Raw genomic sequence first — 24,360 nt, 5'->3', positions numbered from 1 at the left:
TAGAAAGCTTGCCATCGTTCACCGCTATCGGCATGTTAGGGTTAGAAATGCCGGTATCGCATTGCTGTGCAGAATTAGCCTTATATGGAATGAAATGACGGAACACCTCCAACACAAAACGCTCAACGACCAGGCTTACGCGGCAATTAAGCAGGGCCTTATCTCTGGCCGCTTTGCGCCGAAACAGGTACTGATCCTGCGCAATCTTGCGGAGGTCTACGGCATTTCGACCACACCCGTGCGCGAGGCATTGCAACGGCTGGTCGGAGAAGGGCTTCTGGAAATGCTGCCCAACCGCTCGATCGCGGTACCAAACTGGGACGTAGAAAAATTTTCCGAGTTGTTTCGCATTCGTTGCGAGCTTGAAGGGCTGGCGGCCGAACTGGCTACCCCGAGGATCACCGAGGCCGTACTGTCCGCACTGCACGCACTGACTGATGAAATTGATTGCGCGCTGACGGAGGGGCGTCACAAGGATTACGTGGCGTTGAATCAAAAGTTCCACTTTACCATTTATAGTAATGCCGGATCGCCACGCCTGCTGCGCATTATTGAGAACCTTTGGGGTGAGGTCGGCGCCTATATGAACGAGCTTTTCGCTTATGGCGGATACAGCCCAGTGGCAAATGAAGAACATCGTGCGATGCTCAAGGGCCTTGCTGAGCGTGACGCCCAAACTGTTCGGCGTCATCTGGTCGCCGACATCTCTATTGCTGCCGAGGCTATGCTGCCACGCATCCACGATTTGGCCAACGATGGCGAAATCCAAGATGCGCAGTCTCGCGGCTGTTAAAATAAATCCTGCTCGCATCTCACTCGTCGATCATGACGGCTTTATAGAACCGCGCAATTCCTATAATCGATCTTGTGATATCATATAACAACGCATCTAGTGCAGGTCAAGAGACACTCTTCGCTACAACGTTTTGCCTTTCCACGCAGTGTGAAGAGTCATTGGCGTCGTTTTGGCGGGTGGATTTCTTTTGCCTTTGAAAGGTGAAAGGAAATGCAGATTCTGGAGACGATCACGTCCACATTTCGTGGGCGAGATCTTGAAGCACACATGATTGAAGGGGAGCTCCACGACAATCAGATGAGAGCGGTTATGACGGTATTCTTGACCGTATAATATCTGAGACGCGTTCAGCGATCATAATGGTTGGGATGTTGGTATTTGCGCATGGGATGGAGGGCATGATCGAAGCATCACACACTCGCAATCCTTGTGTTCCATAAACATTGCCACTGCCATCTGTGACCGCATTGGAATCTGATGCAGATCCCATGCGGCATGTACCGGCGGGATGCCACGTCCCACCGACATGTTTGCGTACAAATTCGGACAGTGCTGCATCTTCTTCCAGCAATGATCGAATGCTGACGCCCGACGTAATGACTGATTGTATAAGTGCACTTCTTAAAGGGCCTGCCATGTCGAGCATGATGGCTAGAGTGCCCCGTTGCGACGCGTTCCATAAGCCGGGGTTTGCGACGCGCGCAACATGTGGTGTGTAGCTTGACGGAAAAACTGTGCCCCTAAGATGATGCATGTTGTCGTCTAAAAGAATTGCGGCACCTTTGCGTACAGCATCTTTCAATCGCTTGAGGTCACGCTCATCGCTCAACATACGAAAATCGACACTGGGTTCTGCTGTAGCATCTGCCGATGAAAGCGTAAGTGACCCACGAGAATAGGATTTGTTGACCCAGAAAAACAGACTGCCAATGCGATTGCCCACGGAGTGCCAGCCAGAACGCGCAAGAATTGCAGCGTGCATATCGCCAGAAGGCGTATCGGGCAGGTTGGATGAGTAACGCCAGATCGCCTGCTCATGGTGTTCACTCGCGTCTTTGTTGCGTGCTGATGGTGGCAAATAAGCGGCAACGGCGATTGAGGGGTGTTCCATGAGGTTTTGGCCAACGCCAGACAGTGCATGAATAATGGGTATTCCAAGGCTTTTCAGATGATCTGCGGGGCCGATACCTGAACGCATGAGCAAGGCAGGCGAATGAATTGCACCCGCTGCAACTATGACCTCATTTGCTGTAAGTGGCGTATTACCAGTATTTTGACCAGTGGCTTGGATAAGAGCGCCGATAACCTTTCTGCCGTCAAATGTGATCTTAACGGCTGTAAATCCGGTCATGATCTGCAAATTGGGGCGCTTGCGTACCTCATCGGTAAGATAGGCGACAGAAGTCGGCAATCGCTCGCCGCGATCGCTGACTGCGATGGCGCCGCGATAGGTTCCATCGCACCATTCGCCGTTCTGGTCCTTGCCGATTGGCCAGCCATTTTTGTCGATGGTTTGCATCACGCGATCAACGAAAGGGGAAATTCGTTTGTCATTGATACGGCGGATCGATACCGGCCCATCATGGCCGTGCAGCGGTCCGGAGAAATCACGATCTGATTCGAGCTTCCGAAAATAGGGGAGGCAGTTCTCCCAGTTCCAACCTTCTGCGCCGAGTCCCTGCCATTCATCATAATCGGCGGGCGCACCGCGATTGGCCATCAAGGCATTGATCGCAGAACCACCACCAAGAATCTTTGCTTGCTCATAGCGACGGAACGCTCCGTGCTCGTTGCGGTTTGAAAAGTTCCCCATACGCGCCTGAAGTTTCTCCCAGATGTTGCGCGTGTCGAGATAAGCGCGGCCAGGATAGCGGCTGCGAACAGCATCGGGCATGTTGGTTGCGCTGATATCGCGGCCTGCTTCAACCAAAATCACATATTTTTTGGGATCTTCAGAAAGCCGAGCAGCCAGAACGCAGCCTGCAGAACCGCCGCCAAGAATGAGATAATCGGCAATCATGCTACGGCCTTTTCCTTGTGTTCTCTGCCTGCGCTGAGTGCTGCGAGCATGACGACGATAAATGAGATGGCTGTGAGCAGCGAGCTAATCGATGCGATTGTCGGATCAATCTCATCACGCAAGGCTGTAAACATGCGCTTTGTGAGCGTTTGATACTGGCCGCCGGAGATGAATAACGAAACCACTGTTTCATCGATTGCCGAGATAAACGCAAACAACAGACCAGAGACGACGCTGGGTTTGATCTGGGGGAGCGTCACAGCAAAGAAAGCACGAAAGCGGTTCATTCCGAGACTGCGCGCCACCATTTCCTGTGTAGAGTCGAATTTACGCAAGCCGACCAGCACCGATGTTACGACATAGGGAAGGCCTAGCATGACGTTAGCGAGGATGAGGCCTGAAAGCGTCGCCAGTAATCCGACCTTTGCGTAGACAAAGAAGACACCAACTGCGGTGATGACTATAGGCACAACAAGAGGCAGCAACAAAACCACCTGCATACTGCGCACAAGCCGGGAAGATGTTAGGTTTAGCGCGTAGGCGGCCGCAGTTCCGATGATGGTAGAGAGAATGGCGCTAGCCACTGCAACAATGAGACTAACCTTTGTCGCCTGCATCCATGTGCTGCTTGCCAAATACGCCTCATACCAGCGTAATGACCAGCTTGGCGGCGGGAAAGTCAGGAAGCGTGCGCCAGAAAATGACATTGGCACAATGATCAGGATTGGAATGATCAGCCAGATCAGGATGAGCGATACGCCGGCGATGAGGATTGCGCGAGATACTGACATTGGCGTTACTTTGTTCCCATGATGCGTTCAAACGGGATCAGCAGGCTCGTTAAACGGAAGATCAGGAAGACGCAGATCAGCAGCACCACGCTAATTGACGAGGCAGCACCCCACTCATGATAAACTTCGATATTCCGCGAAACGAGCATGGAAACCATATAGGTTCGGCCTCCGCCAAGCAGTTCGGGTGTGATGTAGAAACCCAGGGTAAGAACGAAGACCAGTACCATGCCCGCGATTATTCCAGGCAGGGATAGAGGCAGGAAAATGCGTGTGAAAACATAGAATGGTGTGCCACCAAGACTTGCTCCAGCCATTGAAAGCTCACGCGGTATTTTCTGCATGGTCGCGTAAAGCGGCAGCACCATGAACGGCAGTAGAATGTGGATCGTAGCTACAACGGTTCCGAACTCGTTATTGACCAACAGCAACGGTGTATCGATCAAACCGATCGATTTCAGCACCGAGTTGATCAGTCCGGTTCTCTGCAACAGGATCAGCCACGCATAGGCCCGCACGAGCACACTGGTCCAGAAAGGCAGAATAACCATCGCCAGAATAATGATGCTCCATTTCTGAGAGACGGTGGTTGCCAGATAGGCAATCGGATAGCCGAGCAGAAGTGTTGCGATGGTGACGATGAATGCAATCTTGAAAGTTTGCAAAAACGTCATCCAATAGACATTGTCGGTGAGAAAACGCTGATAGTGAACGGCTGTAAAACCACCATCCTGCCAGACGGACTGCCATGCGAGCCAGACCAACGGCACAATCAGCAAGACAGTGACCACTGCTAGTGCGGGAGCCAAAAGCAATAGCATCAGGCGCATTTCTTTGCGCCGATAAAGTTCGCTTGGATTCAAGATCAGTCTGCTCATCGATATCACCCTGAAAGGCTGTGACATTCAGACAATGTCGTGGGAGACAGTGCGGGCATTGACGCTGCGTGTGGCGCGCACGGTGGATAACGTGCGCGCTCAACTTATCTCATCGTTGGATAAATTCGGCCCAACGCTTCTGGGCATCCTCGCCCGCCGGAGAGCTCCACCATTCATCAGAAACGAGAACCTGTTTAGCTGCGTTGTCGGGTGAACTTGGCATTTCAGTTGCACGTTCAGGCGAGATTTTTCCTGTCTCATAAGCGGCGGGATTTGCCGGGCCATAATCGATGTAGGTAGGGAAATTGGCCTGAATTTCAGGATCCAGTGCTGCGTTAATGAACTTCACACCGGTTTCTAGATTAGGTGCGCCTTTCAGAATGCAGAGCGAGGTATATTGCAGAAAGCCCTGATTGAAGGTGTAGCCGATGGGTAGCCCTTCTTTCACTACAGCAGAAACACGCCCGTTCCATGCCATCGTCATATCCACTTCGCCATCGGCAAGAAGCTGCGCTGATTGAGCGCCCGAAGTCCACCAGACTGTAATGAATGGTTTGACCTCTTCAAGCTTCATGAAGGCCCGGTCGACGTCAAGTGGATAGAGCTTGTCCATTGGTACGCCATCGGCAATTAGCGCTGCTTCGAGTGTTGCGAGCGGGTGATTACGCAGAGCACGCGTGCCGGGAAACTTCTTGACGTCCCAGAAATCCACCCATGTTTTAGGAGGATTGTCACCGAACTTGTCTTTGTTGTATGCGAGCACACTGGAATAAAATTCATATGCAACTGAATAGGGCGATTTATATTCAGCTGGCATGTCTTTAACATTAGGGAGCTTGGAGAAATCAAGCTTTTCGATCATGCCTTGTTCGCCGCCACGAATGCAATCTTTGGCAGGCGTGTCGATGACGTCCCAGACAGGCTTTCCGGTTTCGGTCTGTGTTTTGATGACGGGCCAGGCGTCGGGTGAGCTATCCTGATTGATGGTAATGCCAAGTTTTTCCGCGACTGGATCAAGGATGGCCTTGGTCTGGGCTTCCTGATAGGCACCGCCCTGTGAAACGAAGGTGATCTGCTCCGCAGACGCTTGGCTGATCCCGACAGCAAGGGCTGCGGAGGACATGAGTGATGCTGAAAATAGTATGCGCATGTTCGTTCTCCTCTGTGTGGACCTTTCGGGTCCATTCTTGTCTGCCGGATCGGATTGGCAACTGCCCCGGCGCGCAGCTTTCGATCTCTCTCAACGTCCAATCGCGTCGAGAAACTGATACCAACCTGCAACCACACGCACTGCTGGTGCGCGCAGGCCGTAAAATGGTATTTGTTTGAGCGGGAGCTGTGTAAGCAAACCTAGATCAACGTGCTTGCCAGCGGCAATTTCAGCCACATGCTTGCCGATATAGGATGACATAGCAACGCCGGTTCCGTTGTAGCCAAGCGCGTAAACAATCTTGTCATCCAGACGGCCGACATGTGGGAGGCTGTCAAGTGTCATGGCGACGAGACCTGACCAGCGATGTGTGACCTGCACGGAGCCAAGTTCGGGAAACTGTTTAACCATCGCTTTATGCAATGCTGCAAAAGCTGCTTCGGAATCTGTTCTTCCGAATGCGCCGCGTCCGCCATAGATGAGCCGATCGCCGGATTTGCGGAACCAGCGCATCATGCGCCGGGTTTCGGTATAGCTCCGCCCGTTTACCAAGAGGTGTTCGCCTGCAGTACCGGTGAGCGGCTGCGTTGCAATCATAGCCGAGCGGAAGGGAATGATCGATTTTTTGACCGGTGCCGTTGCTTTGGTAAGATCAGGATAAGAGTTGGTGGCGATAACCACCGTTTTTGCGTGAATTGTTGCGCTATCGGTCTCAACAATTACGCCATTTGCCTCTCTTTTGATGCCGAATGCAGGGGTGTTTTCACAAATTGTGACACCATCGGCCTGCACGCCGCGCGCTAAACCTAATACAAAATTGAGCGGATGAATGATGCCACCATGGGTGTTCAACATGCCGCCGACGAAGTCATTTGATCCGGTCTCGTGTGTAACTTCTTCTGCCGATTGTATGGAACAGGCGCTGTCACCCAATGCTTTGTTAAGCCAAGCGCACTCTGCCTTTAATGCATCGAGTGAAATTTGATTATGCGCGCAGCGCAAAGAGCCGGTTGCATGATAGTCGGTATCTTCAATTGTATAATCGCTGACTAATTCGCCGACATGTTCTGCAGCTTCGATGCTGATATCATGCATTCGACGCGCGACATCTATGCCGAAACGGCTGGCAATATCGCGATATGCCAACCGAAATTTTGCTGAAACAACCCCGCCATTGCGTCCACTTGCGCCCCAGCCGATACGGCTTGCTTCCAACACGACTGCTGACAGGCCTTTGCGTGCCAGATATCGTGCGGTCGATAGACCCGTATAGCCACCTCCGATGATTGCGACATCATATTGGCCGTCACCTTCCAGCGCTGAAAATTGTGGGCGCGATACGGCAGTTGCCTGCCACAGGGATTTGATGTCGTCAAAGGGAGGGCGTGTGGTCATGGAGGAATGCCGTTCCGATCTTACGCTGCGTTGGCGACAGAAGCTGAAAGGAGTTCAGCGTCTACCGCGTCTGCGAGCTGCATTAATGTCGAGAAATGTAAGTCAGGCTTGATCACGCCTTTCGGTGTAGGCGTACCGCCAAAGCCGTTCTGGCCTTGACGGCGTTCAATCCAGCACGTTGTATAACCAAGCTCCTTGGCAATGCCGATGTCATGGTACTGGCTCTGCGCAACATGCAGGATCTCTGATGGCTTATAACCAAATGCCGACTGGCGACCCTTGTTGTAAGCGAAGAAATTTGGATTTGGCTTCGCATAGCCGGTTTCATCGCAGGTCACGCTGTCGTGGAATGGATTGTCCAACGTTTCCGAATAGGCTGAGAAAGTTGTGCGGTCAGCATTGGTCATGGCGACAAGGCGGAAATTCTTGCGTAGACGCTTGAGCGCTGCAACGGAATCCTCAAAGGCCGGATGACGCAGGATTGCCAGCTGAAACAAATCCGCCGAGGCTTGATCGTCATTAATCCCAAGTTCTTTGGCCATGTGAAGGTAAACATCCTTCATGGCAGATGACGAACGTCCGTAGAACTGATCACGTCCGCGGATATATGGCCCGAAGATTTCGTCATCGGTCAGCTTGGCCGCCTTTTCGCCACCCACCTTGCGCGTTGCATTCAAAACACCTGTTTCGAAATCGATCAAAGTGCCTACTACGTCGAAGGTCATCACTTTAAAATCAGTGATCTTCATTGCTGTTTTCCTCATAGTGCTATGGATGACGGTTAGTTGGGTTCAGGCACAATCACCGTGTCTTCCGGGTGAAGTGCAATTTCGATGTCTTCACCGGGCGCGCGCAATTTCGCACGTCCTGCGTGATTGGTGGGCAGGCGGAAACTCAGTGTTTCGCCAGAAGGGAGCTGCATGAAAACGCGGATGCTTTCGCCTTGATAAAGTGCTTCGATAACCTTGCCGCGCAGCCGGTTTAAATTGTAATTACCGGTATCCTGATTGCTGACGACCAGTTTTTCAGAATGGAGTGCGAGATAGAGCTTTTCTCCCTGCGGTATCGGGTAGGCAGACCGGAGCGTTGTGCCCGCAAGGCTGACGCAGTTGTCTCCGTCTCGTACAACAGGCAGAAGCGTGGCTTCACCGATGAAGCTTGCAACGAAGGAGTTAATCGGCCGGTCGTGCAACATTTCTGGCGTATCAATCTGAACTATCTTTCCTTTGTTCATGATGGCAACGCGGTCGCTCATGGTGAGCGCTTCACGCTGGTCGTGTGTGACATAAACAATTGTCGCTTCTAGTTTGCGGTGGATCTGCTTGAGCTCGATTTGCATGTTTTCACGCAATTGCTTATCGAGCGCGGATAATGGCTCGTCCATCAGAATGAGGCGAGGTTCAAAGATCATTGCACGGGCCAAAGCGACCCGCTGTCTTTGTCCGCCGGAAAGCTCGTGTACTTTACGATCTTCCAGTCCCGTCAGCTCAACCATGGCGAGTGCATCGCGCAGCTTTTGGGGCCAGTCCGCTTTCGGCATCCGGCGAGCACGCAATGGGAATGTAATATTTTCAGCGACATTCATATGCGGGAACAGGGCATAGTTCTGAAAGACAATGCCAATATCTCGCTTATGTGGTGGCTCCAATGTAATATCGCGATCGCCCAGCCAGATTGAACCGGATGTCGGTTGAACAAAGCCGCCGAGAATACCGAGAAAGGTTGTCTTGCCTGACCCCGATGGGCCTAGAATAGAAACGAATTCGCCGGGTTCTACATCAAGGCTGACTGAATCAAGAGCGCAGAAAGCCCCATAGGTCTTCGTCGCTGAACGGATGGAAACGCCTACACTTGCCGACTTTATTGCTTCAGTCATTTGATTCCACTGATTAATTTATCGACTTGCAGGGAACTACATAAGTTTGATTTGCTGCATTCAATGGAAGAGCTCAACATTGGTCATGCGTGTAGCCGCTTTGGCGCTTACCACAGCCAAATGTTTTGTTCCCCTGATGATGACGAAGGATTATCCTCTTTCTTGTTTAGCAGGAGAACAAATAAGTGCGGCGGGTGCAATTGAAAAAAGCTTGACACAATGTTACAAAATGTAATGACTGTATTGCGGCGTACACTTCCTTCTATGAATGGTCTCTTCACGCTTGAGGCGGCGGCGCGGCATGGGAATTTTTCCAAGGCCGCTCAGGAACTCAATGTTACGCCAGCTGCCATCAGCCGTATGATCGGACGACTGGAAGAGCATCTGGATGTGCAACTTTTCATTCGCAAGACGAGCGGCGTCACGTTGACCGAATATGGCAAAATTCTGCATGATGCGATTGAGCGTGGCTTTGCCGGTATCGAACAGGCTCTCAGAGAGATTAACGACCGTAAGCAGGGCGTACAGACGGTAACGCTATCACTTTCTACTGGCTTTACAACGCATTGGGTGATGCCGCGCATGGCCGCTTTCAAAAAGACCTTTCCTGGAGTCGATCTGCGTTTTGAGCTGATCATGGGGCCTTTGGCGGGGCCAGTAAACGATGTTGACCTTGGAATGCGCTTTGTCGAAGGCGGCGATGACAATCACGAAGCCACTTTTGTCATGCGCGAGGTTCTTGTGCCGATTTGCAGCCCGACTTACCAAAGGGAGCATAACGAAGAGAATTCAGTTCTTGATCAACCTGTGACCACGCTGATCAATCTGAGTGAGGCTCAGCCCAATTGGCCTGACTTTTTCCTGTCGGCACATGGGAGGGGCGGCGCGCATGATGAAATGTTGTTCTCTGACTATGCGATAGTCGTTCAAGCGGCATTGCTGGGGCAGGGCGTAGCAATTGGATGGCTGAATGTCGTTGCGCACTGGTTACGGACGCAAGCACTGATACCGGCCCATAACCGGTTCTTGCCCACGCATCGCAAATGTCATCTGGTGCGCTTGCGCGACAAGCCCGTTCGACCAATCGTGACGCAAGTTAGAGATTGGCTGATTGCTGAACTTATGGACGACATTCGTGCTATTACAGCAATGTATCCATCGCTAAGCCTTGAAGAAGCGTTGCAGCCTCCTCAGAATATCTGACGGGTCAAACTATCCCCAACCATGGGCCGATAGACCATATATCCACAGCTCGTTAGCCTTTCTGTTCAAAAATGGCTTCCCTTGCGACATGGTTGTTACCGTGCCGAATATGCTGAGACGGCATTGCTCTATAAAGTCGGCGAAAGCGCCTTCTTTTTCACGCGTGTCGACGCGAGCAAACTCGCCTTTCAGGTTTTGGAGATGGATTGCTGTCAGCTGAATAGCGTCGTCATCGTTGCTTGCGGCGATGGGGCCAATAACTTTCCCGCGCCCAAATTCGCGGCAAAATGAATAGCCGACGATCTGGTCGTTCCTTTTCAAACCATAGATCACAGCCTTGTCGGAGATGAGTTGAAGCAAATGTGCACGATTTGCGCCGAAAGCCTTGCAATCCAGGTCTGTGATTGTTTCCAGGTCATCCGCTGAGAGAGCGACAAGTTCTCCATCGGGTTTCGATATTGCCGGAAGCGCGAAGCCAACTTCTCCTTGGTGCTGATAAACCGTTGCTTCATCTAAAAAACCAAGTGAGAGGTACAGATTATATGCAGCCTGAGTTGCATTGAGGCTGAGGTTTCGACCCTCACAGCGCTCCAATACCTGCTCCATCAGCCAGCGCCCATTGCCTTGTGCCTGCGTACGCGGCGATGTGATAACCATGCCGATTGTCGCGAAATCGTCTCCATATGGAAACCACATGGCGCTGCCGAACACGCGACCGATCCCATCCACAGCGACAAGACCGTGACCTGTTTGTAGCAGTAGCTCCCAGTCGTTAGGGCGATGCGGCCAGCGAACACCCATCGAGAGGCCGTGAAGCAGGCTGACATCCACGTCTTTTATGTCACGCGCGATCAATTCAAAAGATTTCAGCCGTACTGATTTTTGCATATCAGCCAATCCGCTTCCTACCCGCTGCCAAGCTCAACTTGTGGATGATAAGCCCTCAAGCATTAGTGTTTTGATCCTGCCACAAAATGCAACCCGTTTGGCAGGAGTATTTTGCCACATTATTTCATAAACGCTTCCGCAGGATTTGCTTCTTGGATGTCTATTTTCGCAATTTTTGTTCGAAGCAGGGAGGTATTCAGCACGGAACACTGCCTCAGATACGTATGCTAATAGCAGTCCAAAAGCCTGTCATCGAATGTGGTATTTATGAACGCCGAAGAAATTCTCGCAACTTTGATTGGCTTTCCATCGGTTGTTGGTACGCCCAATGATGCGATTGCCGGATGGATCAGTTCCTATGCGAAGGCAGTCGGTGCCGATGTTTCAGTATTGCCCGGGCCGGAAGGCGATCGGGCTAATCTTTTCATTACGATCGGTCCGCGTGATGCGCCCGGTTATATTTTGTCGGGCCATACGGATGTTGTGCCAGCTGGAGAGGTCGAATGGGCTACTGATCCGTTCACACTTCATAAAGATGGCGGCAGACTTTATGGACGAGGCACGACAGACATGAAAGGCTTTCTGGCCTCTGCTTTGGCTGCTTTGCCTGAGCTTGCGTCAAGCCCGCTGAAACGGCCTGTTCATCTAGCCTTTTCTTACGATGAAGAAGCAGGATGCCGTGGTGTGCCACATCTACTTGCAGTGCTTCCAGAACTTTGTGCCAAACCTCTTGGCGCGATAATCGGAGAGCCGAGCGGTATGCGGGCTGTGCGTGCGCATAAGGGGAAGGCAGCTGCCCGTATTGAGGTGATCGGCCGTTCCGGACATTCTTCGCGGCCTGATCTGGGTTTGAATTCTGTTCACGCAATGTCTGAGTTGATTGCAAAATCTATAGCTTACGGACAGACGCTCGCCAAGGGACCTTTCGACCAGAATTTTGAGCCGCCTTACTCCTCTTTGCAGTTTGGTACTGTTTCAGGCGGGCAGGCTGTAAACATCATCCCCGATCGATGCTCGGCAGAAATTGAGGTGCGCGCTATTTCAGGCGCTTCGCCAACGGCATTGCTGGAGCCGGTAAAGCAGGAGCTTAATGCACTGCGCGGTCTGGGGTTTGACGTGTTGTGGCATGCACTCAGCGCATATCCCGCTTTGTCACTTTCCAGTGAAGCTGCTCTCAATGTGCTGCTCGAAGAGTTGACTGGGCAACAAACCGTCGCCGCCGTCAGCTACGGCACAGAAGCCGGGCTTTATCAGCAGGCAGGGATTGATGCGATCATTTGTGGTCCAGGTGATATTAGTCGCGCGCATCGCCCCAACGAATATATCGAAATCGAAGAACTGAACGCGTGCCAAATGATGATCGAAAATCTCGGTGCACGCCTCGCTTCTTAACTGGAAACGGCGGGAACAATCATGGCGTTTCTCTTTAATTCAGATGTTGTTCGTGGCGCGGTCTTTCGCGAGGCCGTTCAAGTTGCACTTCCTGATCTCGAGTTCTATCAGGCAGGAGAGAACGTTGACCCTGAAAAGATACGCTATCTGATCAGTTGGGTCGCACCCGATGACATTACCAAATATCGCAATCTTGAAATTCTGTTTTCTATTGGTGCGGGGGTCGATCAGTTCAAGCCCGGTAGCGTGCCCGATCATGTGAAGCTTGTACGCATGGTCGAGGACGGCATCATTCGTATGATGCAGGAATATGTAACGTTTGGAGTGTTGACTTTACATCGCGACGCAATTGCATATCGCGAACAGCAGAAAAGCGAGCAGTGGCGTGCACGCGCAGTTCCACAGGCACAAGAACGCCGGGTTGGATTTCTCGGGCTTGGCATGCTGGCACAGGCGGCAATTGATCGCCTCAGGCCATTTCAATTTCCGCTTGCTGGTTGGAGCCGTAGCCCAAAGCAGATTGATGGCGTCGAGTGCTTTTATGGTGAAGACCAGTTTGCAGGTTTTCTGCGTCAAACCGATATTCTGATTTGCCTTTTGCCGCTGACGAATGAAACACGCGGCATTCTCAATGCCGACCTGTTCGCACTTCTGCCAAAGGGCGCAAGACTGCTGCATGCCGGTCGCGGACCTCAACTCGATCAGCAAGCACTACTTGAAGCTTTGAATAGTCAGCAATTGGCGGCGGCCATGCTTGACGTCACCGATCCTGAGCCGCTTCCGGCAAGGCATCCGCTTTGGTCACACCCGAAAGTCTTCATCACGCCGCACATCGCTTCCGTAACCCAACCACATACGGCAGCAAAATTTGTGATTGAAAATATCCAGCGTCACCAGGCTGGAAAAGACCTGATCGGCCTGATCGATCAAACACTTGGCTATTAACTTCAAGGAAATCACATGTCACTTCTGATTACCATTGATCCAAATCCGGATTTCGCACCAAAAGAGGCTCTGCCAACTGCGGATCGTCTGATTTCCGGCAATCCATCATTCAAGACATGGGCGCAGGATGCATCCAAAGACGATAAGGTTCTGACGGGTGTTTGGGAAGCAACACCAGGTGAAACCCACTCCATCAAGGGTACAACGCTGGAGTTTTGTCATATCCTGTCCGGCCTTGTTGAAATAGAAGAAACAGGCGGCGAGACTAAAACCTATCGTGCAGGCGACAGCTTTGTCATGAAGCCGGGCTTTGTCGGCATATGGCGCACGATTGAAACGGTACGCAAGATTTACCTCTGCGTTTACGAATAAGCATCTCCGATCCAGAATAATCCGCTGCATCAAACCCGCCTGATGCGATTCAAAACCGTCAGGCGGGTTATTCTCAATCAAAAATGCGGTGCGTTCGGCACTATCGTTTCAATAGAGAAAGTGCGAGGTGCGCCATGACATTAAGCTTCGACCCTGAAACGCTTGAGCTTCCGTTTTATCATTATATTGGCGAAGAACGTGTCGATGCCACGGGCGGGCTGGAAATGCGCAGACCTTCCGACGGCAAAGCCTATGGGGACTGTCCCATAGCAGATAGTGCGCTGGTTGATCGTGCCGTAGAGACGGCAAAAACTGCGTTGAAGTCTAGTGGATGGGCTGAATGTCGTCCGCGTGAACGTCTTAACGCCATGCACCGCTGGGCTGATTTGATTGAGCAGGAAGCGCTGACGCTGGCACGTTTAGAAGCGGTTTCTTCAACACGGCCAATTGCACAACTTATCGAAGGCGATATAGCGGTTACGGTCGAGCAGATCCGCTTTTTTGCAGAGTTTGCGGATAAGGAGGGCAGTGATGTCGTTCCGACGAGCGCCAATACATTTGGCATGACGCTGAGTGAGCCTTATGGCATTATCGGTGCCATTACGCCATGGAATTTCCCGATCTCCATGGCTGGCTGGAAGTTGGGACCGGCACTGGCAGCAGGTAATGCGGTTGTGCTCAAGCCATCGGAAATCACGCCTTTCACTACGCTTTACATGGCGGAACTCGCGGTTAAAGCCGGAATACCGGCTGGCCTTATCAACATTGTACTGGGCGATGGGCCGACAACCGGCAATGCGATTACCGGACATGCGGATATTTCCAAAGTCAGTTTCACGGGATCAACCGCTGCGGGTGCTGCGATTATGCAGAATATCGCCCGTACAGGCATAAAGCCAATGACGCTGGAGCTTGGCGGTAAAAGCCCGCAGGTGGTGTTTGCCGATGCCGATCTGGAACTAGCTGCTTCTGCTATCACGCGGGGTATCATCTCCAATGCCGGGCAGGCTTGTGTTGCTGGTTCCCGTCTGATTGTGGCGGAAGAAATTGCGGATGCTCTGAGCGATGCGATTGCCTGTCATATGGCTAATATCAGGCCTGGTGTCACATGGGATGAGAATACGCAATATTCTCCTATTATTTCCGAACGGCAGCTTTGCCGCATTGATGAAATCGTTCAAAAAGCCACGAGCATTGGCGCAGAATGCGTGGTGGGTGGCAAACGTATGGACATTGACGGCTACTTCTATCAGCCGACGCTATTGCGAAATGTCAATGAAAACTCTCCGGCTGTTACTGAGGAAATCTTTGGTCCCGTTCTGACAATCCAGACATTCAGCCAGGAAGATGAGGCGCTCGCACTTGCCGACCATCCGACATATGGGCTGGCAGCAGGTCTTTTCACGCGGGACTTGTCGCGTGCAATACGTGTCACCAAGGCTTTGCAGGCAGGCACCATCTGGGTCAATCGCTATGGCCGTTCGCGTGACCATATCCTGCCGACCGGCGGTTATAAAAGCTCGGGCATTGGCAAGGATCTTGGACGCGATGCTTATCTCGCAAATCGCAAATCCAAAAGCGTGCTTATCGATCTTTAAGGGGAACTGTTGATGACGACCTACTCAATTGCGCTGATCCCGGGTGACGGCATCGGCAAGAACGTAACCGATGCAACGTGGCAAGTGTTGCAGCAAGTAGCAAAACGCAACGGTTTTGCACTGGATGGCACGAACTTCCCATGGTCTTGCGCCTATTATCATGAAACCGGCACCATGATGCCTGCAGATGGCATCGAAACATTGCGCAAGTTCGATGCGATTTATCTGGGTGCGGTTGGCTGGCCTGCGGAAGTGCCGGATTCGGTATCGCTACATGGTCTGTTGCTACCGATCCGCAAGGCATTTGTACAATATGCCAACATCCGCCCACACAGACTTCTGCCGGGCGTTACAAGCCCGCTGCGTTCAGAAGGCTTCGATATTCTGTGCATCCGTGAAAATACGGAAGGCGAATATTCGGGCGCTGGCGGACGCGTGCATTCGGGCACCAAGGATGAGGTTGCTGTCGAAACTGCAATTTTCACTCGCGCGGGTGTTGAGCGCATTATCCGCTTCGGTTTTGAGCGGGCGCGTGCGCGCCGCAAGAAGCTGGCCTCGGTGACAAAATCCAATGCTCAGAAATACTCGATGGTATTCTGGGACGAGGTGACGAAAGACGTCGCCAAGGAATATCCTGATGTCGAGGTTTCGCATTACCATATCGATGCCATGGCGGCACGCATTGTTATGGCGCCGGAAAGCCTCGATGTGGTTGTGGCATCAAATCTCTTCGGCGACATTCTGACCGATCTTGGTGCGGCCATTCAGGGTGGGCTCGGATATGCTGCGTCCGCCAATATCAACCCGGATCGCACAGCACCTTCCATGTTCGAGCCGGTTCATGGCTCCGCTCCTGACATTGCCCATCTTGGCACTGCCAATCCGATTGCAGCGATCTGGTCGGGGGCGATGATGCTTGACCATCTTGGTGAACATCAGGCTGCAAAAGATGTGATGACGGCCATTGAAACGGTAACCGCACAGGGTATCGGAACTGTTGCAGGTAAAGACAAGACGGATGCGATCACGCAAGCCGTGCTTTCAGCTCTGGCATAAAGAGGTAATCATGCACACTTTAAAAGATCAGACGCTTTTCAGGCAGCAAGGCCTTATTGGCGGCGTCTGGCAGGATGCCGCATCGGGCGCGATCGTTGATGTCACCAATCCGGCCAGCCTGAGCACATTGGGCACGATCCCTGACATGGGTGGAAAGGAAACCCGTGCCGCAATCGATGCTGCGGAGGCCGCTTTCAAGTTATGGAAAAAGAAAACCCATGTGGAACGTGCAGCACTTCTTGAGCGCTGGTTTGGGTTGATGGTCGAGCATGAGCAGGACCTAGCACTGCTCTTGACGCTGGAACAAGGCAAGCCGCTTAACGAAGCGCTTGGCGAAATTCGTTATGGCGCATCTTTTGTAAAATGGTTCGCCGAAGAAGCGCGCCGCATCGATGGTGGTAGTATTCCTTCTCCAACGGCAGATCGCCGTATTCTGGTGCTCAAGGAGGCGGTTGGGGTCTGCGCAATCATTACCCCTTGGAACTTCCCCAATGCGATGATTACCCGCAAAGTAGCACCGGCACTTGCAGCAGGCTGCACGGTCGTGATCAAGCCATCGGAATTCACGCCGTTCTCGGCGCTTGCGCTGGGTGTACTTGCCGAACGGGCAGGCATTCCGGCAGGCGTGATCAATATTGTCACCGGTATGCCGACAGAAATCGGCAATGAACTGATGGCGAATGAAACCGTACGCAAGATTTCCTTCACCGGCTCGACTCGTGTTGGTTCTTTACTGATGAAGGGCGCTGCCGATAGCATTAAGCGCTTGAGCCTGGAACTTGGCGGTAATGCGCCATTTATCGTGTTTGACGACGCTGATCTCGATCAGGCAGTGGAAGGGGCGATTGCCTCAAAGTTCCGCAATGGTGGCCAGACTTGCGTTTGCTCCAACCGCATTTTGGTGCAGGCTGGCATTTACGAAGCTTTTGCGGCCAAGCTTTCAAGTCGTGTTGCGAAAATGAAAGTGGGCGCGGGCACCGAAGAGGGTGTTGCTATCGGGCCAATGATCAATCATGCAGCGATTGAAAAGATCGAACGCCATGTCAGTGACGCTCTGGGTCAGGGGGCGAAAATTCTCGCACAAAGCGAGAAAATGCCAGAGGGCCGTCAATATGCGCGCCCGATTGTACTAGGTGACGCTACAACCGATATGCTGCTTGCATCGGAAGAAACCTTTGGACCTGTCGCACCGCTTTTTCGTTTTGAGACGGAAGAAGAAGCGATTGAAATTGCTAACGGCACGCCATTTGGTCTGGCAGCATATTTCTTTACCGAGAACCTCAAGCGGTCATGGCGTGTGGCTGAAGCGCTAGAGTTTGGCATGGTCGGCTTGAATACGGGCCTGATTTCAACCGAAGTGGCGCCTTTTGGCGGTGTCAAGCAATCCGGGCTTGGTCGTGAAGGTTCAAAACTGGGTATCGAAGAATATCTGGAAGTTAAAACGCTGCATGTCGGCGGGCTGTGAAATCAAAAAAAGGGCGGTTTAACCGCCCTTTTTTCATGCTGTCCAACTTACTGAAACTTGTCGAGCATCTTGTAATAAAAGCCCACCATCGGCAAAAACCACGGTTTGCCGGAATAGCCTGGAATGGTTGGCCATTCGAGACCAGAAATTGGATTGTTGTCGCCACGCCCAAGGATCATATCTGCCAGATAAATCCCCATCTGGGTGGACATCTGTGCGCCGTGACCCGAATAGCCCATCGCGTACCACACGCCATCGGCGAAACCCGCGCGCGGATATCGGTCCTGGGTCATATCGACAAGGCCGCCCCAGCAGTAGTCGATTTCGACATTGGCAAGATGCGGGAAAATCTTGACGAGGCTTGCACGCAGAATCGCGCCGCTCTTACTGTCGGAGCGTTGGTTGGATGTCATCGAAAAGCGCGCCCGCCCTCCAAAAATCATGCGATTATCGGGGGCAAGCCGGAAATAGTTGCCGATGTTCATCGAAGTGACGTAGGTACGGTTGCCGGGCATTGTTGCCGTAATCTCGTGCTTTGTTAGCGGTCGCGTGGCAATGATAAAACTGCCAACTGGAATGATGCGCTTCCGGAAATAGGAGAAGGTGGCAGCCGTATAGGCGCCAGTTGCCAGAATGACATCGTCAGCAGTTACAGCACCGCGCGATGTAACAATCTCGTGCTTATTGTTGAGTTTTTTACGTTCACTGACCGGAGTGTTTTCGAAAATGATCGCGCCGTGACGCACTGCGGCGGCAGCGAGGCCCGTCACATAGCGTCCCATATGCATCATGGCGCTCTTTTTTGAAAGCATGGCGCCGTGGAAATCATTCGAGCCAACTTCTTCAGAAAGCTCATTGCGGCGCAGCAAAGCAGTGTCGGGATCGACTTCCGCGTAAATGGCTTCGAAATTACGTGCAAGACTATCGAAATGCGCTGGCTTTGAAGCCAGTTTCAGCTTGCCTGCACGTCTGAATGAACAATCGATGTTTTCTTCGGCAACGATCCGTTCGATGGTGTCAACGGAATCGTCGAAAGCTTTATAGAGAGCCTTGGCGCGTTCTGCGCCAAGGTGTTGTTTTGCAGCTATAAAGCTGTGCGCAAGACCATTATTGAGGTGGCCGCCATTGCGTCCCGACGCACCGGAGCCAACAAGCCCTGCTTCGAAGACAGCAACGCGGCTGCCTGCTTTGGCAAGATGCAATGCAGCCGAAAGCCCTGTGAAGCCGCCACCGATGATGGCAACATCATAATGCCCTTCAGGCGGGTTCTTTTCCGCATGTGTGAAAGGCGGTGTCGTGTCGTGCCAATAGGGCTTGAATTGCATTTTGCTTTACCTGTTTACAGCCCGACGACGCCTGCGAGACCAGAAATATCCTTGATTTCGGTATAACCGTAATAAGGATTTGCAGGCTCGTGACCGCGATTGACCCAGACCTTATTCTTGATGCCTAGATCATGCGCCGACATCAGGTCGTAGCGGAACGAAGATGAGACATGCAGAATGTCTTCTGGATTGGCATTGAGCTGGTCGAGCATATATTCAAACGCCTTGAAACGTGGCTTGTAAGCCTGTGCTTGCTGCGCTGTGTAAACGGCGTGGAATGGCGCGCCGAGCTTTTCGACATTGTGATGGATCTGCTCGTTCATGGCGTTTGAAAGAATAACGAGCGGAATTTCCTTGGCGACCTTGGCAAGACCGGCCGGTACATCGGGATGCGGACCCCAGGTCGGGACCTTCTCGTAGACCTTGCGGGCGTCTTCAGCCTTGAAGGTCACATTGTTCTTCTTGCAGGTGCGTTCAACAGCGTTGTGAACGACTTCATTATAAGGCTTCCAGGCGCCGAGGATTTCGTCAAGGCGATAAGCGGCGAAGTTCTTGATGAACTGTTGCATCTGTTCTTCGTTAAGCTGTTCGCCATAAAGTTCGCGAGCAGATTCCGCCATCTGGAAATTGGTCAGTGTGCCGTAGCAATCGAAGGTAATGTATTTTGGTTTAAACTGGGCCATGATTTGATCCTTCCAAGCATTGCAGGCACTGCTGTGCCGTTTTCACATACATCATAATGGGCGGTGCATGGACTAATCACTGCATTTACATCCATGCAAAGCAGATTGTTTCGTATGTGACGCACGCTTTGGCAGAGTGTTGCGCCGGATCGATCATTTGATGTGAGGTAAGATCAAGTCTGACGGGTGGTTCGGCCTAAGCGACGGCATAAGATGCGGCGGGGGCATCAAAGGACAGTGAAAATGCGTGGCCTTTGGATGTTGGTCGGGAGGAACTGCTGCAAGCTGCGTTCTAATTTGAGTCCATCAAAAACTCTGGAAAGAACACTGGCCGGAAGTAAACATGACTGCATCGCAAATCACCTTTGAGTCGATGACGCCGGATCATCTTGATGGCGCCGTTGTCCTGTCCAGCCAGGCAGGCTGGCCGCATAGTCGCGAGGATTGGGCGCTGGTTCTAGCTCTCAGCAATGGCGTGGTCGCCCTTGAAGACGGGCAGGTCGTCGGGACTGCGATGGCAACACCTCTGGGCGATGATGTTGCGACCATCAATATGGTTATTGTCGATGAAGCCATGCGTGGACGTGGGCTTGGTCGGAAGTTGATGCAGGCGGCGCTTGATGCTGCTGAAGGGCGCAACTGCTTTCTGGTGGCAACACAAGACGGCCTTCCGCTCTACGAAAAACTTGGATTTGTTGCGAATGGTGAGATTGTTCAGCATCAGGGTGCAGCTCTGAAGGTGGATGCTCCGAGCAATGTATCCTGGGCCAGCCTGGGTGAGTTTCCACATTTTGCAGCTTTGGATCATTTGGCATTTGGTCATGACCGCGCAACGCTTATGCAGCTTTTGAAAGATAAGGCAAAATTCGCAGTTATTCGCGATGGGGAACAGGTTGAAGCCTTCGCCGCAATCCGTGCCTTTGGCCGTGGGCAGGTGATCGGTCCTGTTGTCGCTAAATCGGATGCCGACGCGCGGGCGCTGATCGAATTTCTGCTATCGCAGTATGTGGGCGAGTTTGTCCGTGTGGACACCAATATCGCAACCAATCTGGGTGGCTGGCTGGTCGAGCGTGGATTGGTCCACGTTGGCGGCGGAATACCGATGTGCCGAGTCGTACGGCCTTTGAAGGAAAACAGCGGCGCTGAATACCGCACTTATGCGCTTGTAAATCAGGCATTAGGTTGATTTGGAGAATATCATGCTGAGCAATTCGTTGATCGAACTTGATCGCGCCCATCTGGTGCATCCGGTTTCATCCTATCGCAGCCACGAAGCCGCTGGAGTGCGCGTTCTGAAGTCCGGTAAGGGTGCAACAGTTACCGACGCATCCGGCCATACTTTGCTTGATGGTTTTGCAGGTCTTTGGTGCGTGAATGTCGGCTATGGGCAGGATAGCATTGTCGAAGCTGCCACAAGGCAGTTGCGCGAATTGCCTTACGCAACCGGCTATTTCGGACTTGGTTCCGAACCTGCGATCCGTTTGGCTGCTGAACTGGCCGACCGCGCTCCTGGTGATCTCAATCACGTCTATTTCACGCTTGGTGGATCGGATGCCATCGACAGCACGATTCGTTTCGTGCGCTATTACTATCATGCCAAGGGCACACCACAGAAAGAGCAGTTCATTTCTGTCGAGTATGGCTATCACGGTTCATCAACAGCCGGTTCCGGCTTGACAGCTCTTCCGACATTTCATGCAGGCTTTGGCGTGCCGTATGATTGGCAGCATAAAATTCCGTCACATTATGCCTATCGCAACCCCGTCGGTTCCGATCCGCAAGCGATCATCGATGCTTCGGTTGCAGCGCTCCGCGCGAAGATCGAAGAACTAGGCGCTGAACGCGTAGCGGCATTTTATGTTGAACCTATTCAGGGTTCTGGGGGTGTGCTTGTGCCGCCGACCGGCTGGCTCAAAGCCATGCACGCGCTCTGTAAGGAGTATGATGTTCTGTTCATTGCAGATGAGGTTATTACCGGCTTTGGACGTACAGGACCACTTTTTGCGTGCTCTGAAGATGATGTGGTGCCGGATTTCATCACAACTGCCAAGGGATTGACCTCCGGCTATGTGCCGATGGGTGCGGTCTTCATGTCCGAACATGTTTACAACACGATTGCCGACGGTGCGGGTAAGGCTGCAGTAGGCCATGGCTATACTTATTCCGCGCATCCGGTCAGCGCTGCTGTTGGTCTTGAATGCCTGCGTCTTTATGAAAACGGCTTGCTTGAAAATGGCCGCAAGGCTGGCAAGCGCTTGATGGCGGGTTTGCAGTCCTTGGCTGATCATCCGCTTGTTGGCGATGTACGTGGCCGCGGTATGCTGGCAGCAATCGAACTTGTGGTGGATAAGGAACGCAAAACACCGCTTCCAGCAGCTGCTGATCCCGCGCGCCGTATTTTTGACCGCGCATGGGATAACGGTCTTGTCATCCGTGCCTTCGCCAATGGTGTTCTGGGCTATGCGCCACCGCTTTGCTGCACAGATGAAGATATTGATGCGATCATCGAGCGCACCCGCAAGACACTGGATCAGACGCTTGCGGACGAAGATGTTCGGGCTGCTCTGAAGGCATAAGTGTGGCGGGTGGCAGCCTGAGCGGGTGGGCTGGAATTTCGTAAATACACGAGATTCGCAATTTTATGCTGCCACCTTTCACCAATTCAGTGCAATCAATGCGCATCTCCGTAAGACACTGTCAGAGTTGCCGGAGGAGAAGACGAAGGCGAATCTACTGGATTGAGTTGGGATGTTGAATAAATGCCCGACACGCGCAGGGCAGTTCCTCGTGCCTCACAAGCTGCTTGGATCGACACTGCATGAAGTGTTTGAAACGACTGAATTTTTTAACAACGCGGTGAAATCGGTGAAAATAAACCGGAGCACCAGATGCAATCATTAACAAGGGGAACTGCTATGAGCGAGAAGATTACCAATTGGACTTCTTCCGACGACCGGATAATTGAGAATGCTATTCGTGGCGGGGCAACCCGGCGGGAATTGTTGCAAATGATGTTGATGGGTGGTGTAGCTGCCGTCGCTGGCACGGCCATCCTGGGCCGGGCGACCTCGGCAGTGGCTGCGACCCCGGTAAAGGGTGGCTTTATCAAAGCTGCGGGCTTCAGTGCCTCCACCGCAGACACGCTTGATCCGGCCAAGGCGTCCAATGCAACCGATTATGTGCGCTGCTGTGCTTTCTATAATCGCCTGACCGTCCTAGATGGTCATGGTGAAACGCAGATGGAACTTGCTGAAAGCATCGAAAGTCCCGATGCGAAGGTTTGGACTGTCAAACTGCGTAAAGGTGTCACGTTCCACGATGGCAAGTCCTTTACGGCGGATGATGTCGTATTCTCGCTTCAGCGTCACCTTGATCCAGCTGTCGGATCGAAGGTTAACGCGCTGGCCAAGCAGATCACCGGCGTCAAAAAAGTCGATGACACAACCGCGGAAATCACACTGGAAAGTGCGAATGCCGATCTACCCACGATTCTGGCAATGCATCATTTCATGATTGTGGCCGATGGCACGTCGGACTTCTCCAAAGGCAATGGTACAGGTCCTTTCGTCTGTAAAGAGTTCCAGCCCGGCGTGCGGTCGATCGCCGCGCGCAACGAGAACTACTGGAAGAACAACGCACCGCATCTCGACTCGTTTGAATTCTTTGCAATATCTGATGAAAGTGCTCGCATAAATGCGGTTTTGTCCGGCGATATTCATCTTGGTGCAAACCTCAATCCACGTTCGCTGCGTGTGCTTGAAAATAACCCCGCCGCGAAGCTCTTCATCTCGAAGCTAGGCACCTATACCAATTTGAATGTTCGCCTTGATATGGCGCCGGGTGACAAGGCTGGCGTGGCGGAAGCCTTAAAGTATCTCACCAATCGCGAAGTCATTCAGAAGTCCGTTCTGCGTGGACTGGCAGAAATTGCAAACGATCATCCGGTGCCGGATACCAGCAAATACTACAATGCTGCGCTCAAGCAGCGCGAGTTTGATCCTGAGCGCGCAAAGTCATTGCTTGAGAAGGCTGGCGTGCTCGGTCAGGAAATCCATATCACCGCCGCAGAAGCCGCTTCGTCGTCACTTGACTATGCGATGGTCCTGCAACAGGCTGCTTCGACTATTGGACAGAAAATTACTATCGACCGCGTGCCTTCAGACGGCTACTGGTCGAACCATTGGTTGAAGGATCCTGTCCATTACGGCAATATCAATGCGCGCCCTACGCCAGATATCCTGTTCTCGATGCTCTATAAGTCGGATGCGCCTTGGAACGAAAGCCAGTACAAATCGGAAAAATTCGACGCCATGCTGCTCGAAGCACGCGGTCTTCTTCATGAAGACAAGCGTAAGGAAATCTATGGCGAGATGCAGGCTATGATTTCCAATGAAGCTGGAACGGTTATTCCGGTCTTCATGTCGAACGTCGATGCGATTTCGCCGAAGCTGAATGGCCTTGAGCCAAATCCGCTTGGCGGCATGATGGGCTATGCCTTTGCCGAACATGCCTGGCTGGAAGCCTGAT

General features: G+C 52.3%; 21 protein-coding genes. 11 read left to right on the top strand and 10 right to left on the bottom strand.

Translation table 11 applies throughout. The features are described from left to right. The first annotated feature begins 94 nt into the window (after positions 1 to 94). On the top strand, positions 95 to 793 hold the full coding sequence (locus tag KUG47_RS15760; protein ID WP_217678930.1) for a GntR family transcriptional regulator: 699 nt from the start codon (positions 95 to 97) through the stop codon (positions 791 to 793). Positions 794 to 1,103: 310 nt separating this feature from the next. On the opposite strand, the gene KUG47_RS15755 is transcribed toward KUG47_RS15760, so the two are convergent. The 7 genes from KUG47_RS15755 to KUG47_RS15725 form a co-directional block, all read right to left on the bottom strand. Next, positions 1,104 to 2,816 carry a GMC family oxidoreductase gene (locus KUG47_RS15755; RefSeq protein ID WP_217678929.1) on the bottom strand — a complete coding sequence of 571 codons (1,713 nt, stop codon included), beginning with the start codon at positions 2,814 to 2,816 and terminating at the stop codon, positions 1,104 to 1,106. Further along, on the bottom strand, positions 2,813 to 3,607 hold the full coding sequence (locus KUG47_RS15750; RefSeq protein ID WP_217678928.1) for an ABC transporter permease: 795 nt from the start codon (positions 3,605 to 3,607) through the stop codon (positions 2,813 to 2,815). Before KUG47_RS15750 ends, KUG47_RS15755 begins: the two co-directional genes overlap by 4 nt. A gap of 5 nt (positions 3,608 to 3,612) precedes the next feature. Further along, positions 3,613 to 4,485 carry an ABC transporter permease gene (locus KUG47_RS15745; RefSeq protein ID WP_217678927.1) on the bottom strand — a complete coding sequence of 291 codons (873 nt, stop codon included), beginning with the start codon at positions 4,483 to 4,485 and terminating at the stop codon, positions 3,613 to 3,615. 109 nt (positions 4,486 to 4,594) lie between these two features. Next, the gene (locus KUG47_RS15740) at positions 4,595 to 5,608 is read right to left on the bottom strand and encodes an ABC transporter substrate-binding protein (protein ID WP_422718101.1); all 1,014 of its coding nucleotides are present in this window, start codon (positions 5,606 to 5,608) and stop codon (positions 4,595 to 4,597) included. A 117-nt stretch (positions 5,609 to 5,725) separates the two neighbouring features. After that, positions 5,726 to 7,030, bottom strand: a complete 1,305-nt coding sequence (locus KUG47_RS15735) for an NAD(P)/FAD-dependent oxidoreductase (RefSeq protein WP_217678925.1) — start codon at positions 7,028 to 7,030, stop codon at positions 5,726 to 5,728. A 20-nt stretch (positions 7,031 to 7,050) separates the two neighbouring features. Beyond that, the gene (locus KUG47_RS15730; RefSeq protein ID WP_217678924.1) at positions 7,051 to 7,779 is read right to left on the bottom strand and encodes an HAD-IA family hydrolase; all 729 of its coding nucleotides are present in this window, start codon (positions 7,777 to 7,779) and stop codon (positions 7,051 to 7,053) included. A gap of 32 nt (positions 7,780 to 7,811) precedes the next feature. Beyond that, the gene (locus KUG47_RS15725) at positions 7,812 to 8,906 is read right to left on the bottom strand and encodes an ABC transporter ATP-binding protein (protein WP_217678923.1); all 1,095 of its coding nucleotides are present in this window, start codon (positions 8,904 to 8,906) and stop codon (positions 7,812 to 7,814) included. 234 nt (positions 8,907 to 9,140) lie between these two features. On the opposite strand from KUG47_RS15725, the gene KUG47_RS15720 reads away from it, so the two are divergent. Further along, positions 9,141 to 10,109 (top strand): LysR family transcriptional regulator, encoded by a 969-nt coding sequence (locus KUG47_RS15720; RefSeq protein ID WP_217678922.1) that lies wholly within the window; start codon positions 9,141 to 9,143, stop codon positions 10,107 to 10,109. Positions 10,110 to 10,118: 9 nt separating this feature from the next. On the opposite strand, the gene KUG47_RS15715 is transcribed toward KUG47_RS15720, so the two are convergent. After that, positions 10,119 to 10,997 carry a GNAT family N-acetyltransferase gene (locus tag KUG47_RS15715; RefSeq protein ID WP_217679009.1) on the bottom strand — a complete coding sequence of 293 codons (879 nt, stop codon included), beginning with the start codon at positions 10,995 to 10,997 and terminating at the stop codon, positions 10,119 to 10,121. 267 nt (positions 10,998 to 11,264) lie between these two features. Between KUG47_RS15715 and argE the strand changes: the two genes are divergently transcribed. The 6 genes from argE to KUG47_RS15685 all read left to right on the top strand — a co-directional run bounded on the left by argE (position 11,265) and on the right by KUG47_RS15685 (position 17,825). Next, positions 11,265 to 12,389 carry an acetylornithine deacetylase gene (argE, locus tag KUG47_RS15710; protein WP_217678921.1) on the top strand — a complete coding sequence of 375 codons (1,125 nt, stop codon included), beginning with the start codon at positions 11,265 to 11,267 and terminating at the stop codon, positions 12,387 to 12,389. A 21-nt stretch (positions 12,390 to 12,410) separates the two neighbouring features. Next, a complete protein-coding gene (locus KUG47_RS15705; RefSeq protein WP_217678920.1) occupies positions 12,411 to 13,334 on the top strand; it encodes a 2-hydroxyacid dehydrogenase in 924 nt (307 codons plus the stop codon). A 15-nt stretch (positions 13,335 to 13,349) separates the two neighbouring features. Further along, positions 13,350 to 13,706, top strand: a complete 357-nt coding sequence (locus tag KUG47_RS15700) for a cupin domain-containing protein (protein WP_217678919.1) — start codon at positions 13,350 to 13,352, stop codon at positions 13,704 to 13,706. 134 nt (positions 13,707 to 13,840) lie between these two features. After that, positions 13,841 to 15,304 carry an aldehyde dehydrogenase family protein gene (locus tag KUG47_RS15695; RefSeq protein ID WP_217678918.1) on the top strand — a complete coding sequence of 488 codons (1,464 nt, stop codon included), beginning with the start codon at positions 13,841 to 13,843 and terminating at the stop codon, positions 15,302 to 15,304. A 12-nt stretch (positions 15,305 to 15,316) separates the two neighbouring features. Beyond that, complete coding sequence (locus tag KUG47_RS15690) at positions 15,317 to 16,360, top strand: tartrate dehydrogenase (protein WP_217678917.1); 1,044 nt, start codon at positions 15,317 to 15,319, stop codon at positions 16,358 to 16,360. A 10-nt stretch (positions 16,361 to 16,370) separates the two neighbouring features. Beyond that, positions 16,371 to 17,825, top strand: coding sequence for an NAD-dependent succinate-semialdehyde dehydrogenase (locus KUG47_RS15685; RefSeq protein ID WP_217678916.1), 1,455 nt, complete (start codon positions 16,371 to 16,373; stop codon positions 17,823 to 17,825). A 47-nt stretch (positions 17,826 to 17,872) separates the two neighbouring features. Here the strand turns inward: KUG47_RS15685 and KUG47_RS15680 are convergent, their stop codons facing one another. Further along, a complete protein-coding gene (locus tag KUG47_RS15680; RefSeq protein WP_217678915.1) occupies positions 17,873 to 19,150 on the bottom strand; it encodes an NAD(P)/FAD-dependent oxidoreductase in 1,278 nt (425 codons plus the stop codon). Positions 19,151 to 19,164: 14 nt separating this feature from the next. Continuing rightward, positions 19,165 to 19,833 carry a haloacid dehalogenase type II gene (locus tag KUG47_RS15675; protein ID WP_217678914.1) on the bottom strand — a complete coding sequence of 223 codons (669 nt, stop codon included), beginning with the start codon at positions 19,831 to 19,833 and terminating at the stop codon, positions 19,165 to 19,167. A 343-nt stretch (positions 19,834 to 20,176) separates the two neighbouring features. Between KUG47_RS15675 and KUG47_RS15670 the strand changes: the two genes are divergently transcribed. The 3 genes from KUG47_RS15670 (at position 20,177) to KUG47_RS15660 (ending at position 24,359) form a co-directional block, all read left to right on the top strand. Continuing rightward, positions 20,177 to 21,019: a GNAT family N-acetyltransferase gene (locus tag KUG47_RS15670; RefSeq protein WP_217678913.1), complete on the top strand. Its 843-nt coding sequence runs from the start codon at positions 20,177 to 20,179 to the stop codon at positions 21,017 to 21,019. A gap of 13 nt (positions 21,020 to 21,032) precedes the next feature. Further along, positions 21,033 to 22,409: an aspartate aminotransferase family protein gene (locus tag KUG47_RS15665; protein WP_217678912.1), complete on the top strand. Its 1,377-nt coding sequence runs from the start codon at positions 21,033 to 21,035 to the stop codon at positions 22,407 to 22,409. A gap of 339 nt (positions 22,410 to 22,748) precedes the next feature. Then, a complete protein-coding gene (locus KUG47_RS15660; RefSeq protein WP_217678911.1) occupies positions 22,749 to 24,359 on the top strand; it encodes an ABC transporter substrate-binding protein in 1,611 nt (536 codons plus the stop codon). Position 24,360: the final 1 nt, after the last annotated feature.

The organism is Falsochrobactrum tianjinense (assembly GCF_019100495.1).
GTDB lineage: Bacteria > Pseudomonadota > Alphaproteobacteria > Rhizobiales > Rhizobiaceae > Brucella > Brucella tianjinense.
The sequence above is the reverse complement of the archived record's forward strand: the minus strand, read 5'-3'. Positions and strand labels throughout refer to the sequence as shown.